This is a genomic window from Pseudaminobacter soli (ex Zhang et al. 2022) (assembly GCF_014595955.1).
GTDB lineage: Bacteria > Pseudomonadota > Alphaproteobacteria > Rhizobiales > Rhizobiaceae > Kumtagia > Kumtagia pseudosoli.
Genome location: NZ_JABVCF010000003.1, coordinates 488,677 through 503,029, shown reverse-complemented (window position 1 = coordinate 503,029; position 14,353 = coordinate 488,677). Strand labels below are relative to the sequence as shown.

Here is a 14,353-nt window from a genome sequence, read left to right as displayed (position 1 = left end):
GGCGCTCACCGTCGCCCTACAATAAGGGGGTCAAAATTGGACGCCGATCAGGGGTCAGTTTTGCGCGCCGATTGACAACGTTGGCGGTGCACTGACAGTCACAGGTGCGCTAACAGCCACCGGAAGCGTCTCCACAAACGGTGTGTTCCGAGCAATCAACACCGACGCTGCGACCGCTCCGGGGTTCTCTTGGACAGGGGATACCAACACCGGAATTTGGAATGCGGCTGCTGACTCCATCGGCTTCAGCACAGGCGGCACAAATCGCCTCACTCTTTCAACCACTGCACTGACTTCTACAGTTGGCTACTCCGGCACAACCGGAACATTCAGTGGTGCTGTCACTGGTGCATCGTTCTCAGGCGTTGGTACTTCACTGACGGCTTTGAACGCAACCAATTTGACTTCTGGTACAGTCCCAAGTGCTCGTATTGCTGGTGCTTACACTGGGTTCACCAATATCACTGGTAGTGGCATCGCAGACTTCGCCAAGTTCAATGGCAACGACGCCGATTCCGCAGCGGCTCCGTCCTTTACATGGACAAGCGACCCCAACACCGGAATGTGGGCCGCTGGTGCCGACCAAATTGGCTTCACCACAGGCGGTGTCAACAGAATGACGCTGTCAACTTCAACCCTTGATCTCGGGCTTCGTCTGAATCTCACGTCTACAAGTGAAGCTATCCGTCTTGACGCGCCAACAACCGGCAACGATCCATATATCTCGTTCTACACGGCAGGAACCAGACAGGGTTATTTCCAATCACAGGACGGCTCAGCAACATCGAACGGTCTGAAGCTTGTTAATGAGCAAGCAGCCACAAACCTTACCTTGGTTCTGCGCAATTCTGGTTTGGCTTCGGACGGTCTCGGGTTCGTTGTAGGATCAACTGGTTACGATGTTTACCACACAGGCAATGATAGTGGATTAGCTAAATCAGCCACATCAATCACAGCTGGTAATGGTTTGTCAGGTGGTGGCACTCTTGCTGCAACTAGAACAGTCACACTCGGTACACCTAGTTCACTGACTCACGCAACCACAAACGCTGTAACTACAACAAGCCACACTCACGATGTGACTTTGGCTACTGCTGCGGAAATCCGCAATAACACTAACGCAATTTTGGGCGTCAATGGTGTTTGGTCTGCGGCTGGTATCGTGACAATTCCGTATGCAGCTTCAGTAGCTATTGATTTCGCCACGCTTATCAATGGCACAATGACGCTGACTGGCAACTGTACGTTGGCAAACCCAACTGGAACAACGAACGGTCAATCCGGCTTTATTCGCATCATTCAAGATGCAACGGGAGGCAGAACGCTTTCATTCGGTACATCTTGGAAATTCGAGAATGGTGTAACACCAACTCTAACAACCAGCGCAAGCGCGCTCAACTTCTTGTTCTATCAGGTCTATAACTCAACAACCATTTACGCGACCATCGCAAGAGGATTGGCGTAATGGTTCCGGGGTCTCTTGCTGTAAGGGTAGTTGGCGCTGTTAACGGTGTCGCACCCGGTTCTCAATCCTATACGTCACCCGGCACTTATTCGTGGTCCGTCCCGAAGTACAACACGCTCACAGTCGAGATGTGGGGAGCCGGTGGTGAAGGAACATCCATTGGTGGAAGCACAGGTAACGATTTTCCAGGTGCTAACGGTGGTAATACAACTTTCAAAGGCATGGTTGCTGGTGGTGGCCAAGGTGGACTTGGAAACACATCCGGTGGTGCCGGAGGTACTGCGACCGGAGGAACTACAAATACGGTAGGTGGTACTGGTGCCAACGGAAGTGATTATAGCAGAACTGCGGGCGGAAGTCCTGATCCTGCGATTGGCGGTAAAGGTGGTGATTCACCAAACGGTGGCGCCGGTGGTGCGCAAATTAGCAGAACTGCGAACGGAGGTGTAGGCGGCAATGATGGAGCTTCACCCGGAGGCGGTGGGGGTGGCTCAGTTTATAAGTTCAATAACGGGATCAATGACATTGGTAAGGGTGGCAAAGGTGGTGGCGGCGGTGGATATGTGAAAAGAACATATACAATTGGTGCAGCGGGAGCTCCCGTTCCCGGAACAGCAGAAACAGCAGTTGTTGGCGCTAGAGTTGCCACTACTGGTCAGAACGGTGGTCTTGGTGGCAATGGTAGAATCGTATTTACATGGAGTTAATTAATGCCTTTGTTTAAAGAAGTAGAAGGTCAATTTTTGCAGTGGGTTGGTGAGCCAGTCGGTGACGTGCGTCATCCAATGAATATTGAAGAATTCTGGTCAGACGAGGATCTTGAGGCAATCGGCCTCTATCGCCCTGTTGAACCCGATCCGATTCCAGCTGGAAAAGTGGCAACACTGACCCATCCAGCACGTGTCAATGGCGTGGTGAAGTATGTTCATACGCTGGTTGATGCGACCGTGACCTCCGAGGAGGTCAATGCGGAAGCTTTAAGACGTATCGAACAAGGGTTCAGGTTCAATGGGAAAATGTTCGACAACGACACGCTTTCGAACCGTCGTATCAGCGGAGCAGGAACGCTAGCTCTTGCGGCTATCACGCAGGGGAAATTGCCCGGCGATTACCACTGGCATCTGACACAGGCCGAGATTGACGCTGGCGGTTTGCCATTCAGCTGGATCGTGAAAGACAACACCACAATGCTACTCGATTGCCATCAGGTGTTCGAGCTTGGACAAGCAGCGGCTGCGTGGGAAAAGGCTCATGTGTTCGCTGCGAGAGCACTCAAGGATATGGGTCCGGTTCCGCTGGATTATCGAGACGACAAGCACTGGCCTTCAGTGTGATACGAGCTACCAATCAACAAATAACAATAAGAGAGGGAACAACCTCCAATGGAATACGACAAAATCTTTTACATCATTGGATTCTTGATCACGTTCGCGGGCGCATTTTTAGGTATCTTCAAATGGGTTAGCTCACAGGTTCAGGGTGTGAGAGATTTGAACGATGATACGAGAAAAGAGTTGAACGACTTCAAGGTGAAGGCATCAGAGACGTTCGCCACCAAAGACAACCTCGATGTTCGAATCGATCAGGTCCTTGACGTGCTAAAAAGCATCTCAACGAGACTCGACAACTTCTATAGCTTGCTGATCAGAAGGGACTGACAGGCCGATTTCAGCCTCACTGACAAGCGTTCGGAGTCTCGGCTAGGGCAGGGGACTTTGGATGAAAAAAGAGGGAGCACAGAGGCTCCCTTTTTAGTCTGTCGCTGTATGTCGATCTTCAGACTGGTGCGTTGTCTCGTGGCTTCCTCGCTGTGACGTGGAGGATACCATACCCGATCACGCCACCGATGGCATATATGATCCAAGCCTGACCGTAGTTAAGAGCTCCATCAGAACCCACCACATATAAAGCTGGGGCGATGAAAACCATCAGGATCACGCCCAACGCATAAGACTGCCGCAGTGTGACGTTCGTCATCACTTTCCGTAGAACCCATGCGATGAGCGCTCCAAAAAGCGCCGCCGATACAGCCGCCCCTAAAATCTGTCCCATTTCTTCGCCTCCCACTCCCTTTCTATGGATCTTCCTATTGGATGAAAAATGAGGGAGCGCAAGGCTCCCCGTTTGTCTTTGTCGAACTTAGAAGAAGCCACCGGTCGCGAGCGCTCCCGTCAGGCAGATCGCCCAAATTATCGCGACCAGCACCTGCTGTTGTCTTTGCGTGAATCCCATTTCAATTCCTCCATGCGGTTTGGAGAGGACGGATCATCCCATCCTCTTCCAGATATTTAGTAGCCATTCCCGTTCGTGGTTTGTTCACTTAATGGATCGCGCCTCCTCAATCTCCCGAGACCACCGCTTCGACAGATACGGACGGCGGTTGTTGATCAGTTCGTTCTCGATCTTGGTGAGAACCTGATCCAGCATCCAGTTCTTCAGCTTCAGGCTCTCGACCATTTCTTCCAGTTCTTTCTCACGAGACATAGGTGTGCATCCCCATCAAAGCATACAGCTTACGGTTGCACCATAGCTGAAAACGGGTTGTGGGTAAACGAAGCCAACGCAAGAAACGAAGAAAACAGCTAACGAACAAATCAGCAGTTCGAAGCCCCCAATGAGTTTACTGCTAACCCGAGTTAGCCTAAAACCGTGATGGAATTTCCTTGACAGGGGGATTCGGATGGAAGATGGGTTCGACCAAAGTTTCTGAAAGGGAGAAGGTAATGCCAATCGTTTCGAGCAGAGTCAGCCGCATCGATGAGATCGAGAAATTTTACAAAGAGGTAGATGCGAAGCCGCAGGAGACCACGATCGCGGACTTCGTGAAACAGACCGCGAAAAAGTTCGACATCACCGAGCAAAATGCCCGCACATACGTCTACAAAATCCGGAAGAGACTCGGTGCCAAAGGCTGACGAAAAACGGGTCAGCAGAGACGAAAAAGGAGGGGCATCGACCCCTCCTTTTTTATGCGCAGCGTTTTTACGGATTCCGCTGCGATTCCAATGCCTTGCTAAAACGCCGTTTTTATACGTTCAGCGGATTTCCCTTTGTAATCAACGTTTAGCGTAAATAACCCGTTAACTAAGCTTAACTTCTCGTTTGGATTTCCGGCGTGGGTCGCGGCTACCAGTCGCACAGGCCTCAACTTTGGGATGGTTGCGACCTTGGGGAATGGCGGTTATAGCCGGCCCCAATAACGAGCACGCTTGAGGCGATTTGAACTGAGGCGTTAAAAGCAAACCGCGGGTGGCCGCTGCTCTGGGGCCAGCCATTCCAGCATCCGGCTTGTGGGTGCGCATAGGGAAAAACAGAAAAATGATGAAACCCTTGAGAGCCGGCGACGCTGCCGGTGAAGAATTTGTTGCCTTGTCGGAAGGCACGGACGGCGAAGACAACCTGATGAAGATCGGCGACATGGCGAAGGCGTTCGACGTGACGCTCCGCGCCCTGCGCTTCTACGAGGACAAGGGCCTGCTCAGCCCGATCCGTGAAGGCAGCGCTCGGCTCTATACGCGGCGCGACCGCGCCAGGCTGAAGCTGGTCCTGCTCGGCCGCAAGCTCGGCTTCTCTCTTCGCGAGGTGAAGCAGATGATCGACCTCTACGACCCGACCGGTTCCAACGCGAAACAACTGCGCCTCACTCTCGACAAGTCGGAAAAACAGCTCGGCCGGCTGCAGAAGCAGCGCACCGCAATCGACGAGGCGATCGCAGAATTGAACAAACTGATGACGGAGGTCCGCCGCAGGCTTTCGGAGCGGACGGTCGCTTCGTCGAATCCCGGCTGACGGACGGCCGCAAGGCCGGTTTTTCTCTGAAGGATACAAGCGAAGGGCGGTGGGCCGAAAGGTCCGCCGCCCTTGTGCTTTGAGGCTGAGGAACCGGCGCGCCGGAATTGACGTTTACGCAAACGTCAATTATTGGTTGCTCGTGATCGTCCACTCTGGCCGTCGCACATGTTAGCGTCTGTCGACGGGCCGTCCAGGAGGAAGCATGCCGACATACCAGGCTCCGGTCGCGGATACGCTTTTCGTGCTTCGCGAAGTGCTCGGATATGAGCGCTACAGCAATCTTCCCGGCTTTTCCGATGGAACTCTGGACGTCGTCGAGGCGATCCTTGGCGAGGGCGCCAAGCTGGCCGAGGCGGTGATGCTGCCGCTGAACCGGGTCGGAGATATCGAAGGCTGCTTGCGCAGCGAGGATGGCTCGGTCGCCACCCCGAAGGGGTTCAAAGAGGCATTCGACCAGTACAACGAAGCCGGATGGATGGGGCTGGCAGCACCTGAGGAGTTCGGTGGCCAGGGGCTGCCCTACTGCCTGCACAATGCGGTTTCCGAGTACATGGTGTCGGCGAACATGTCGCTGATGATGTATGCCGGGCTGACCCAGGGCGCCATTGCCGCCATCATCACGCATGGCACGGACGAGCAGAAGCAGACCTATCTGCCGAAGATGGTCGCCGGCACCTGGACCGGCACGATGAACCTCACCGAGCCGCATTGCGGCACGGATCTGGGCCTTCTCCGCACCAAGGCGATCCCCGTAGGAGATGGCACTTACCGGATATCCGGCCAAAAAATCTTCATCTCCGCTGGCGAGCACGACATGGCCGAGAACATCATCCATCTGGTGCTGGCGCGGATCGAAGGTGCGCCAGAGGGGACCAAGGGTATCTCGCTCTTCATCGTGCCGAAGTTCATCCCTGACACGGACCGAAATCCCGGCAAGCCCAATGGCGTCTCGTGCGGCTCCATCGAGGAGAAGATGGGCATCCATGGCAACGCCACCTGCGTGATGAATTTTGACGAGGCGGTCGGGTACCTGATCGGCGGCGAGAATGCCGGGCTCAAGGCCATGTTCACCATGATGAACGAGGCGCGCCTCGGCGTCGGCCTGCAGGGCCTGTCGATCGCCGAGATCGCCTACCAGAATGCGGTCGCCTACGCGAAGGAGCGCCTGCAGGGCCGCTCTCTGTCCGGAGCGAAGGCACCCGAGAAGAAGGCCGACCCGATCATCGTGCACCCCGACGTGCGCCGCGCCCTCATGACCATGAAGTCGTTCAACGAGGCCGGCCGCGCCCTGATCCTCTGGACGGCGCTCCATTCCGACATCGTCCATCGCTCACCCGACGAGCAGGAGCGCCAAATTGCCGACGATCTCCTCGGCCTCATGACTCCGATCGTGAAGGGCGTGCTCACCGACAAGGGATTCGAGCACGCAGTCATGGCGCAGCAGGTCTTTGGCGGCCACGGCTATATCGAAGAGCACGGAATGAGCCAGTTCGTGCGCGATGCGCGCATCGCCATGATCTACGAGGGCGCCAACGGCATCCAGGCGCTCGACCTCGTCGGCCGCAAGCTCGCTTTGAACGGCGGCCGCGCCGTCCAGGCCTTCTTCAAGGAAGTGGGCGAGTTCTGCGAGGGGGGGCGCTCCGACGACAGGATGGCCCCGTTCACCAAAGCGCTGAAAAAGGGGCTCAACGACCTTCAGGCGGCAACGCTCTGGCTGATGCAGAATGCGATGCAGAAGCCCGAGAACGCGGGCGCGGCCTCGACCGACTACATACATCTCTTCGGCCTCGTCTCTCTGGGGTATATGTGGGGCCTGATGGTAAAGGCCGCGCAAGAGAAGCTGGCGAACGGCGCGGGCGAGGTGGCTTCCTTCTACGAGCACAAGATCGTCACCGGACGGTACTTCATGGAGCGGGTCATGCCCGAGACAGGTGCCCACCTCGCCCGCATCTCGACCGGCGCCGACACCATGATGGCGCTGCCCGCGGAGGCGTTTTAAAGTGCGCGGCAGCGTCCCCCTCCCCCTTGAGGGGAGGGTGGCCGCGAAGCGGCCGGGAGGGGTGCGCGCGGCCGCACGCCGACCTTGTCTGGCCCAAAACGTTGGGAGGGTGAATTCCATGCCTCGTACCCGCGTCAGCTTCGAAATGCGGCAGAAGGCGCGTTCGCCACGCCTTCATGCGACCAAGGCTGAGTCGCTCCTCTGGTACGAACTCCGAGCATTCCGCGCTGAGGGTCTGGTATTTCGAAGGCAGCAGCCGATCGGACCGTACATTGTGGACTTCGTCTGTCCGTCCGCCAGGCTGGTCGTTGAGGTCGATGGCGATGGACACGAGACTGAGGCGGGCGAGCGACATGATCTCAACCGCGACCTCTATTTGAGGTCGTTGGGATTCATCGTTCTTCGGATCGACGAGCCGGATGTGATGCACAGCGCGTGGCACGTCGCTCAACTGGTGAAGGAGAAGGCCGAGCGTCTCGTCGCCGACCCCTCCCGGCCGCTGCGCGGCCACCCTCCCCTCAAGGGGGAGGGGGACGTCGGCGCCGCGGCCTCTTCCGGTGGAGGAAAGATATGACCTCCGATCCCGCCACCATCCTCGGCACCCCGAAGCCGGCTTGGGCCGCCGCCGACGTCGCCATGCTCTATGACATGGCTCGCCGGTTCATGACCGACGAGATCGCGCCGCATTACGAGACCTACGAGAAGAACGAGATTGTCGACCGCTCCGCCTGGGAGAAGGCCGGCGCCGCGGGCCTGCTCTGCGCCTCCATGCCCGAGGAGTACGGCGGCTCCGGCGGTACTTACGCCCATGAGAGCGCGATCATAGAGGCAATCGGCCATGTAGGCGTCGACGGCTTCGGCATCGTGCTGCACAACGCCATCGTCGCCCCTTACATCCTCCACTACGGGTCCGAGGAGCAGAAGCGCAATTGGCTGCCGCGGCTCGCGACGGGCGAACTGATCGGCGCCATCGCCATGACCGAGCCGGGCGCTGGGTCGGACCTTCAGGGCGTGAAGACCCGCGCGGAGAAGGATGGCAACCAGTACCGCATCAACGGCTCGAAGACCTTCATCACCAACGGCCAGCACGCCAACCTGATCATCGTCGTCACCAAGACCGATCCCGCGCAAGGCGCCAAGGGTGTCTCGCTGATCGTGGTCGAGACGGACGGCGCGCAAGGTTTCGAGCGTGGGCGCAACCTCGACAAGATCGGGCTGAAGGCGAACGACACCTCTGAACTGTTCTTCAACGACCTGCGCGTGCCCACCGCCAACCTGCTGGGGACCGAGGAGGGGCAGGGCTTCGTGCAACTCATGCAGCAACTGCCGCAGGAGCGCCTGCTGATCGCCGGCCAGGCGATCGCCATGATCGAGCGGGCGCTCGCCGTCACCATCGACTACGTCAAGGAGCGACAGGCATTCGGCCGTCCGATCCTCGATTTCCAGAACACCCAGTTCAAGCTCGCTGAAATGAAGACCGAAGCCACGATCGGCCGCGTCTTCTACAACGATTGCGTCGCGCGCCACATCTCCGGAGGTCTCGACACGGTGACCGCCTCGATGGCCAAGTCGTGGCTGAGCGATCTCCAGTGCAAGATCGTGGACGAGTGCCTGCAACTCTTCGGCGGCTACGGCTATATGAACGAATACCCGATTGCCCGCATGTATCGCGATGCGCGCGTGCAGCGCATCTACGGCGGCACCAACGAGATCATGAAGCTTCTGATCGCCAGGAGTTTGTAGGACACAGGTAAAGCAAGCCCCCCACTCGGGCCGCTTCGCGGCCACCTCTCCCCCGTCGAGCGGGGGAGAGGTGTCGAGAGAAGCGAGACGGAGTGGGGGTCGACAACGTAGCGAGGGCAGCGGCTATCGTGCCGTTACCTTCCATTGAAGGAGACCACCATGCCCGAGGCCTATGTCTATGACGCCGTACGCACGCCGCGCGGGCGCGGCAAGAAGGACGGCGCGCTGCACGAGGTGCCGGCGGTGCGCCTCGGCGCCAAGGTGCTGGAGGCGATCCGCGACCGCAACGGCCTCGATACCGCCCAGGTCGATGACATCATCTTCGGATGCGTCGATCCGGTCGGCGAGGCCGGTTCGGTGATCCCGCGTTCGGCCGCCTTCGAGGCCGGCTATGACACCAGGGCGCCGGGCATGCAGATCTCGCGCTTCTGCGCCTCGGGGCTGGACGCGATCAATCTCGGCGCCGCCAAGATCGTGCAGGGCTCGGACGACATCGTAATCGCCGGGGGCGTGGAATCCATGTCGCGCGTCGGCATGGGCATGTCGGGGGGCGCCTGGTTCATGGACCCCTCGGTCGGCCTGCCCGGCTGGTTCATGCCGCAGGGCGTGTCGGCCGACCTGATCGCCACCAAACACGGCTTTTCGCGAGACGACGTCGACGCCTATGCGGTGGAGAGCCAGAAACGCGCCGCCAAGGCGTGGGAGAAGGGCTACTTCAAGAATTCCGTCATCCCGGTGAAGGATCAGAACGGCCTCACCATCCTCGACCGCGACGAGCACATGCGGCCGGGCACCGACATGCAGTCGCTCGCCTCTCTCAATGCTTCCTTCGTCATGCCCGGCGAGATGGGCGGCTTCGATGCGGTCGCCGTGCAGCGCTATCCGGAGTTGGAGGAGATCAACCACGTCCACCATGCCGGCAATTCTTCCGGCATCGTGGACGGAGCGGCCGCCGTGCTGCTGGGCTCCAAGAAGGCCGGCAAGGCGATGGGCCTGAAGCCTCGGGCGCGTATAAGGGCCTTCGCCAATATCGGCTCGGAGCCGGCGATCATGCTGACCGGCCCGGTTGACGTGACCGAAAAACTCCTGAAGCGCGCCAAGATGAAGCTCTCGGACATCGACCTGTTTGAGCTCAACGAGGCCTTCGCCAGCGTCGTGCTGCGCTACATCCAGGCCTTCGACATCGACAAGGACAGGATCAACGTCAATGGCGGCGCCATCGCGATGGGTCATCCGCTGGGTGCCACCGGCGCGATGATCTTCGGCACGGTGCTGGACGAATTGGAGCGGCGCGACCTCAACACCGCGCTGGTGACGCTGTGCATCGGCGCCGGCATGGGTACCGCGACGATTATCGAGAGAGTGTAGCGCGAGTTTCCCCTCCCCCTTGAGGGGAGGGTGGCCGCGTAGCGGCCGGGAGGGGTCGGAGCGGCAGTGCGCCGGCGCCATCCCAGGCCGAGGCAGTTGAGATTACCCCACCCGACCCGCTTCGCGGGTCACCCTCCCCTCAAGGGGGAGGGGTAGCCCCGCCGAGGAACTCCAATGGCCGAATATAAGAACTTCACCGTCGAGACCGACGCGGACAGCATCGCGCTGGTCACCTGGAACATGCCCGACCGCTCGATGAACGTCTTCACCGAGGAGGTGATGGACGAGTTCGACAGGATCATCGACCGGGTGGTTGCCGATGGCGCGATCAAGGGCGCGGTGATCACCTCCGGCAAGGACAGCTTTTCGGGCGGCGCCGACCTCAACATGCTGAAGAGCCATCTCGGCCGCTTCCATACCGAGAAGGCGCGCGACCCCGAAAAGGCGGCCAAGATGCTGTTCGATGGCGCCGGCCGCATGACCTGGCTCTGGCGCAAGCTGGAGACGAGCGGCAAGCCGTGGGTCGCCGCGATCAACGGCACCTGCATGGGCGGCGCTTTTGAGCTGTCGCTCGCCTGCCATGGCCGGGTCGTGGCCGACGGCGACAAGGTGAAGCTGGCCCTGCCTGAGGTGAAGGTCGGCATCTTCCCGGGCGCCGGGGGTACCCAGCGCGTGCCGCGCTTGGCTGACACCCAGGCCGCCCTCGAAATGCTGACGACCGGAAAGACGCTGACGCCGAAGCGCGCCAAGCAGATGGGCCTGGTCCATGAGGTCGTCGAACCCGGGAAACTGATCGACGCCGCCAAGGCGATGATCGCCGCCGGCCTGAAGCCGGTGCAGCCCTGGGACGAGAAAGGCTTCAAGATCCCTGGCGGTCCGGTCTATTCCGCCGCCGGCGCGATGCTTTGGCCGCCGGCGATCGCCATCCTGCGCCGCGAGACCTACGGCAACTATCCGGCCGCGGCCGCGATCCTGAAATGCGTCTACGAAGGGCTGCTGGTGCCGTTCGATACCGCGCTCAGGATCGAGCAGCGCTACTTCACCGAGATCATGCAGACGACCGAGGCGGCGATGATGATCCGCTCGCTCTTCGTTTCGCTGCAGGAACTGAACAAGGGCGCCCGCCGCCCGCAGGGCGTCGAGCCGGTGAAGTTCAGCAAGATCGGCGTGCTCGGCGCCGGCTTCATGGGCGCCGGCATCGCCTATGTGACCGCCAAGGCCGGCATCCCGGTGGTGCTGCTCGACCGCGACATGCCCTCGGCCGAAAAGGGCAAGGCGCATTCAGAAAGCCTGATCTCCGACGCCGTCAAGAAGGGCAGGGCCAAGCCCGAGGACAAGGACGCGCTCTTGTCGCTGATCACGCCGACCGACGACTACGCGCTCCTGCAAGGCTGCGATCTGGTCATCGAGGCGGTGTTCGAGGATTCGGAGGTGAAGAAGGCGGCGACCGAGAAGGCCGAGGCGGTTCTGCCCGAGGCGGGGATCTTCGCCTCCAACACCTCGACCATTCCAATCACCGCGCTGGCGAAGAACTCGAAGCGGCCGGAGCAGTTCATCGGCATCCACTTCTTCTCGCCGGTGGACCGCATGATGCTGGTCGAGATCATCCTCGGCAAGAAGACGGGCGACAAGGCGCTGGCGACCGCGATGGATTACGTGCGCGCCATCGGCAAGACGCCGATCGTCGTCAACGACACGCGCGGCTTCTACGTGAACCGCTGCGTGCTGCGCTACATGTCGGAAGCCTACCGCATGCTGATCGAGGGCGTGCCTGCGCCGATGATCGAGAACGCGGCGAGGATGGCCGGCATGCCGGTCGGCCCGCTGGCGCTCACCGACGAGACGGCGATCGATCTGGCGCAGAAGATCATGCGCCAGACCAAGCGCGATCTGGGCGACAAGGCCGTCGATCCGGCCCAGATGGCGCTGATCGACACGATGGTCGACACGCACGGCCGCCACGGTCGCAAGAACGCCAAGGGCTTTTACGATTATCCCGCCAAGCCGGCGAAGAAGAAGCTGTGGCCGGGCCTGAAGGACCTTTATCCGCAGAAGCGGCCCGAAGAAGTGGATGTCGAGGAGCTCAAGCAGCGCTTCCTCGTCACCATCGCTCTGGAGGCGGCGCGCGTCATGGAGGAGGGCATCGTGACCGATCCGCGCGAGGCGGATGTCGGCTCGATTCTCGCCTTCGGCTTCGCGCCCTTCACCGGCGGCACGCTCTCCTACATCGACGGCATGGGCGTGGAGCGGTTCGTGGCTCTGGCCAAGTCGCTTCGCAAGAAGTTCGGCGACCAGTTCAAGGCGCCGAAACTGGTCATAGACATGGCGGAGAAGGGGGAGACCTTCTACCAGCGCTTCGATCCCTACCGAAAAGCCGCGGAGAAGAAGGCGGCGTAACGCTTCCCTGCCGGAGCACCTTCTCCACTCGCACGGAGGAGGAGAAACCGCCGGGACGTCGGCTCTTCTCTCTCCGACTTGGAGCCGACGCGGCAAGGCCAAGCGTTCGCTCAGTTGGGCCACCTGCTCGCGCAACTCGGCTGAGCGAAAGCGCCATCGGCGTCACGCCTGGCGCTGGTCGTCCGACGAGCCGAGCCTGCCCGTCATGGCTGGGGCGAAGCTGCCAACATTTGGCAGCCCTGTGCTCCGTTCGGAGCACCTTCGGCCGAAGACCCACTCGGATTCCCTGATTGCCATGACGTTGCAAACCTAAGCTGATGCCCTTTCCATCGTGGCCACTGGACGGGTCCGAAGGCGATGGCCGGCATTGAACAGGAAAACGAGGATCGCGGAGCGATTTGCCACGCTCAGCCCGATGATTGCCGCGATGACGGCAAGGCAGGGCAGCACGAAGAAGGTGATCGGGAACAGATCCGAACCGTAGTTGCCGAAGGCGCGCCGGAAGACGATGCCGGCGAAGTTGAACAGGATCGCGTGGCTGCAGAACAGGAAGAATGCGTATGGCTCGAAACGCGTGAAGAGTTCGGACAGCGCAGATCGCCGGATGAGTTCGGTCAGTTTCCAGAAGCCCGCCGCCATCGTCACGCGCAGCAGCGTGTCGAGCGTCAGCCGCAGCGTTTCGTCCATTTCCGAAAGCAATATGCGCTCAATGCGGATCGTCAGGAAAATCGCTGCCATGACGACGAGGCCGATGGCGAGAAACGTTGCAACGCGGTCGATCGCCTCTCCGCTGAAGCGGCCGATACGCAGCCACATGCCGAGCCCGAAGAACAGCATGAGCTGGGGTCGTTGCAGGATGTAGAGGTCTTCGCCGAATAGCGTGAAGGCGACCAGCAGCAGAATGGTCGCGACTGGAAGGCGGCGCAGCCCCAGATAGAGAAGCGGCGCGAACAGGCAGCAGACGAACAGGTCCCGCAAGAACCATAGCGGGACGACGAGCGGCCATTCGGTGACGGCAAAAAGTGCATTGGCGAGGCCGCCTACGTTGAGTTCAGGGAAGTCCTGCCAGTTGCCGGACATGACGCCGTAGGCCGCAAGGAGCGCCAGCATCAGGACGTTCCAGGCGACCAGGGGCACCACGAGCGTCTTGAACTTGGAGGCGAATAACGGGCTTGCCCCGGCCTTGAGCAGGCTCGAAACGATGAAATAGCCGGAGACGATGCTGAGCAGGGAAACGGAACTCAGTCCCATCAGCCGCGTCAGGATGAAGTAGACGATGTCGAAGAAACCGGCATCGCGGTCATAGACGTTCTCGGCGATGCCCGGCTGGACGTGGACGAAGGTCATGAAGAAGATGCAGAGCGTGCGCGCGATCTTGATGCGCTCCGATACCTCTTTCGCGACCGGCGCTACGGAGTCGTTTGGCGCAAGGGAATAAGCGCTTTTTGTCACATGCATCTCCTCAACAACTGATCGGCTAGGCGTTCCCGGCACCGTGACAAATGTCACTTTTCGAGCAGGGAAGGACGGGGCGCGAGAGGTGGGCACGTCTCATATGCCCGTCGCAAAGCGGGGCCAGCCGACAACCG

The 14,353-nt window shown here is 59.8% G+C and carries 14 protein-coding genes; 11 read left to right on the top strand and 3 right to left on the bottom strand.

Going from position 1 to position 14,353, the window contains the following annotated elements; genetic code table 11:
• The first annotated feature begins 142 nt into the window (after positions 1–142).
• From HUI96_RS08255 to HUI96_RS08240, 4 genes are all read left to right on the top strand, one after another.
• The gene (locus tag HUI96_RS08255; protein WP_188254151.1) at positions 143–1,465 is read left to right on the top strand and encodes a hypothetical protein; all 1,323 of its coding nucleotides are present in this window, start codon (positions 143–145) and stop codon (positions 1,463–1,465) included.
• 144 nt (positions 1,466–1,609) lie between these two features.
• On the top strand, positions 1,610–1,774 hold the full coding sequence (locus HUI96_RS08250; protein WP_188254150.1) for a hypothetical protein: 165 nt from the start codon (positions 1,610–1,612) through the stop codon (positions 1,772–1,774).
• Positions 1,775–2,175: 401 nt separating this feature from the next.
• Entirely contained in the window at positions 2,176–2,799 is a 624-nt protein-coding gene (locus HUI96_RS08245) for a DUF4376 domain-containing protein (RefSeq protein ID WP_188254149.1), read from the top strand.
• 48 nt (positions 2,800–2,847) lie between these two features.
• Positions 2,848–3,123 (top strand): hypothetical protein, encoded by a 276-nt coding sequence (locus tag HUI96_RS08240; protein WP_188254148.1) that lies wholly within the window; start codon positions 2,848–2,850, stop codon positions 3,121–3,123.
• 118 nt (positions 3,124–3,241) lie between these two features.
• Here HUI96_RS08240 and HUI96_RS08235 read toward each other — a convergent pair whose 3' ends face one another.
• Together HUI96_RS08235 and HUI96_RS08230 are read right to left on the bottom strand one after the other, a co-directional pair.
• Entirely contained in the window at positions 3,242–3,517 is a 276-nt protein-coding gene (locus HUI96_RS08235) for a hypothetical protein (RefSeq protein ID WP_188254147.1), read from the bottom strand.
• A gap of 264 nt (positions 3,518–3,781) precedes the next feature.
• Positions 3,782–3,949: a hypothetical protein gene (locus HUI96_RS08230; protein WP_188254146.1), complete on the bottom strand. Its 168-nt coding sequence runs from the start codon at positions 3,947–3,949 to the stop codon at positions 3,782–3,784.
• Positions 3,950–4,152: 203 nt separating this feature from the next.
• Here HUI96_RS08230 and HUI96_RS08225 point away from each other — a divergent pair, with 203 nt between their 5' ends.
• The 7 genes from HUI96_RS08225 to HUI96_RS08195 all read left to right on the top strand — a co-directional run bounded on the left by HUI96_RS08225 (position 4,153) and on the right by HUI96_RS08195 (position 12,764).
• Positions 4,153–4,380: a hypothetical protein gene (locus HUI96_RS08225; protein WP_210320078.1), complete on the top strand. Its 228-nt coding sequence runs from the start codon at positions 4,153–4,155 to the stop codon at positions 4,378–4,380.
• Between the two features lie 406 nt (positions 4,381–4,786).
• The gene (locus HUI96_RS08220; protein WP_425299207.1) at positions 4,787–5,254 is read left to right on the top strand and encodes a MerR family transcriptional regulator; all 468 of its coding nucleotides are present in this window, start codon (positions 4,787–4,789) and stop codon (positions 5,252–5,254) included.
• A gap of 205 nt (positions 5,255–5,459) precedes the next feature.
• A complete protein-coding gene (locus HUI96_RS08215) occupies positions 5,460–7,256 on the top strand; it encodes an acyl-CoA dehydrogenase C-terminal domain-containing protein (protein WP_188254143.1) in 1,797 nt (598 codons plus the stop codon).
• 118 nt (positions 7,257–7,374) lie between these two features.
• Positions 7,375–7,830, top strand: coding sequence for an endonuclease domain-containing protein (locus HUI96_RS08210; protein ID WP_188254142.1), 456 nt, complete (start codon positions 7,375–7,377; stop codon positions 7,828–7,830).
• Positions 7,827–8,999, top strand: coding sequence for an acyl-CoA dehydrogenase family protein (locus tag HUI96_RS08205; RefSeq protein ID WP_188254141.1), 1,173 nt, complete (start codon positions 7,827–7,829; stop codon positions 8,997–8,999). The genes HUI96_RS08210 and HUI96_RS08205 overlap by 4 nt, the downstream gene beginning before the upstream one ends.
• 159 nt (positions 9,000–9,158) lie before the next feature.
• Positions 9,159–10,367: an acetyl-CoA C-acetyltransferase gene (locus HUI96_RS08200; protein ID WP_188254140.1), complete on the top strand. Its 1,209-nt coding sequence runs from the start codon at positions 9,159–9,161 to the stop codon at positions 10,365–10,367.
• Between the two features lie 174 nt (positions 10,368–10,541).
• A complete protein-coding gene (locus HUI96_RS08195) occupies positions 10,542–12,764 on the top strand; it encodes a 3-hydroxyacyl-CoA dehydrogenase NAD-binding domain-containing protein (RefSeq protein ID WP_188254139.1) in 2,223 nt (740 codons plus the stop codon).
• 309 nt (positions 12,765–13,073) lie between these two features.
• Here the strand turns inward: HUI96_RS08195 and HUI96_RS08190 are convergent, their stop codons facing one another.
• Positions 13,074–14,216 carry an acyltransferase family protein gene (locus HUI96_RS08190; protein WP_337918157.1) on the bottom strand — a complete coding sequence of 381 codons (1,143 nt, stop codon included), beginning with the start codon at positions 14,214–14,216 and terminating at the stop codon, positions 13,074–13,076.
• Between the last annotated feature and the right edge of the window lie 137 nt (positions 14,217–14,353).

Excerpts from the sequence above, each read along its gene's own strand:
- HUI96_RS08240 (WP_188254148.1), top strand. The coding sequence starts at position 2,848 with ATGGAATACGACAAAATCTTTTACATCATTGGATTCTTGATCACGTTC.
- HUI96_RS08205 (WP_188254141.1), top strand. The coding sequence starts at position 7,827 with ATGACCTCCGATCCCGCCACCATCCTCGGCACCCCGAAGCCGGCTTGG.
- HUI96_RS08225 (WP_210320078.1), top strand. The coding sequence starts at position 4,153 with ATGGGTTCGACCAAAGTTTCTGAAAGGGAGAAGGTAATGCCAATCGTT.
- HUI96_RS08230 (WP_188254146.1), bottom strand. The coding sequence starts at position 3,949 with ATGTCTCGTGAGAAAGAACTGGAAGAAATGGTCGAGAGCCTGAAGCTG.
- HUI96_RS08215 (WP_188254143.1), top strand. The coding sequence starts at position 5,460 with ATGCCGACATACCAGGCTCCGGTCGCGGATACGCTTTTCGTGCTTCGC.
- HUI96_RS08210 (WP_188254142.1), top strand. The coding sequence starts at position 7,375 with ATGCCTCGTACCCGCGTCAGCTTCGAAATGCGGCAGAAGGCGCGTTCG.
- HUI96_RS08195 (WP_188254139.1), top strand. The coding sequence starts at position 10,542 with ATGGCCGAATATAAGAACTTCACCGTCGAGACCGACGCGGACAGCATC.
- HUI96_RS08245 (WP_188254149.1), top strand. The coding sequence starts at position 2,176 with ATGCCTTTGTTTAAAGAAGTAGAAGGTCAATTTTTGCAGTGGGTTGGT.
- HUI96_RS08220 (WP_425299207.1), top strand. The coding sequence starts at position 4,787 with ATGAAACCCTTGAGAGCCGGCGACGCTGCCGGTGAAGAATTTGTTGCC.
- HUI96_RS08235 (WP_188254147.1), bottom strand. The coding sequence starts at position 3,517 with ATGGGACAGATTTTAGGGGCGGCTGTATCGGCGGCGCTTTTTGGAGCG.
- HUI96_RS08200 (WP_188254140.1), top strand. The coding sequence starts at position 9,159 with ATGCCCGAGGCCTATGTCTATGACGCCGTACGCACGCCGCGCGGGCGC.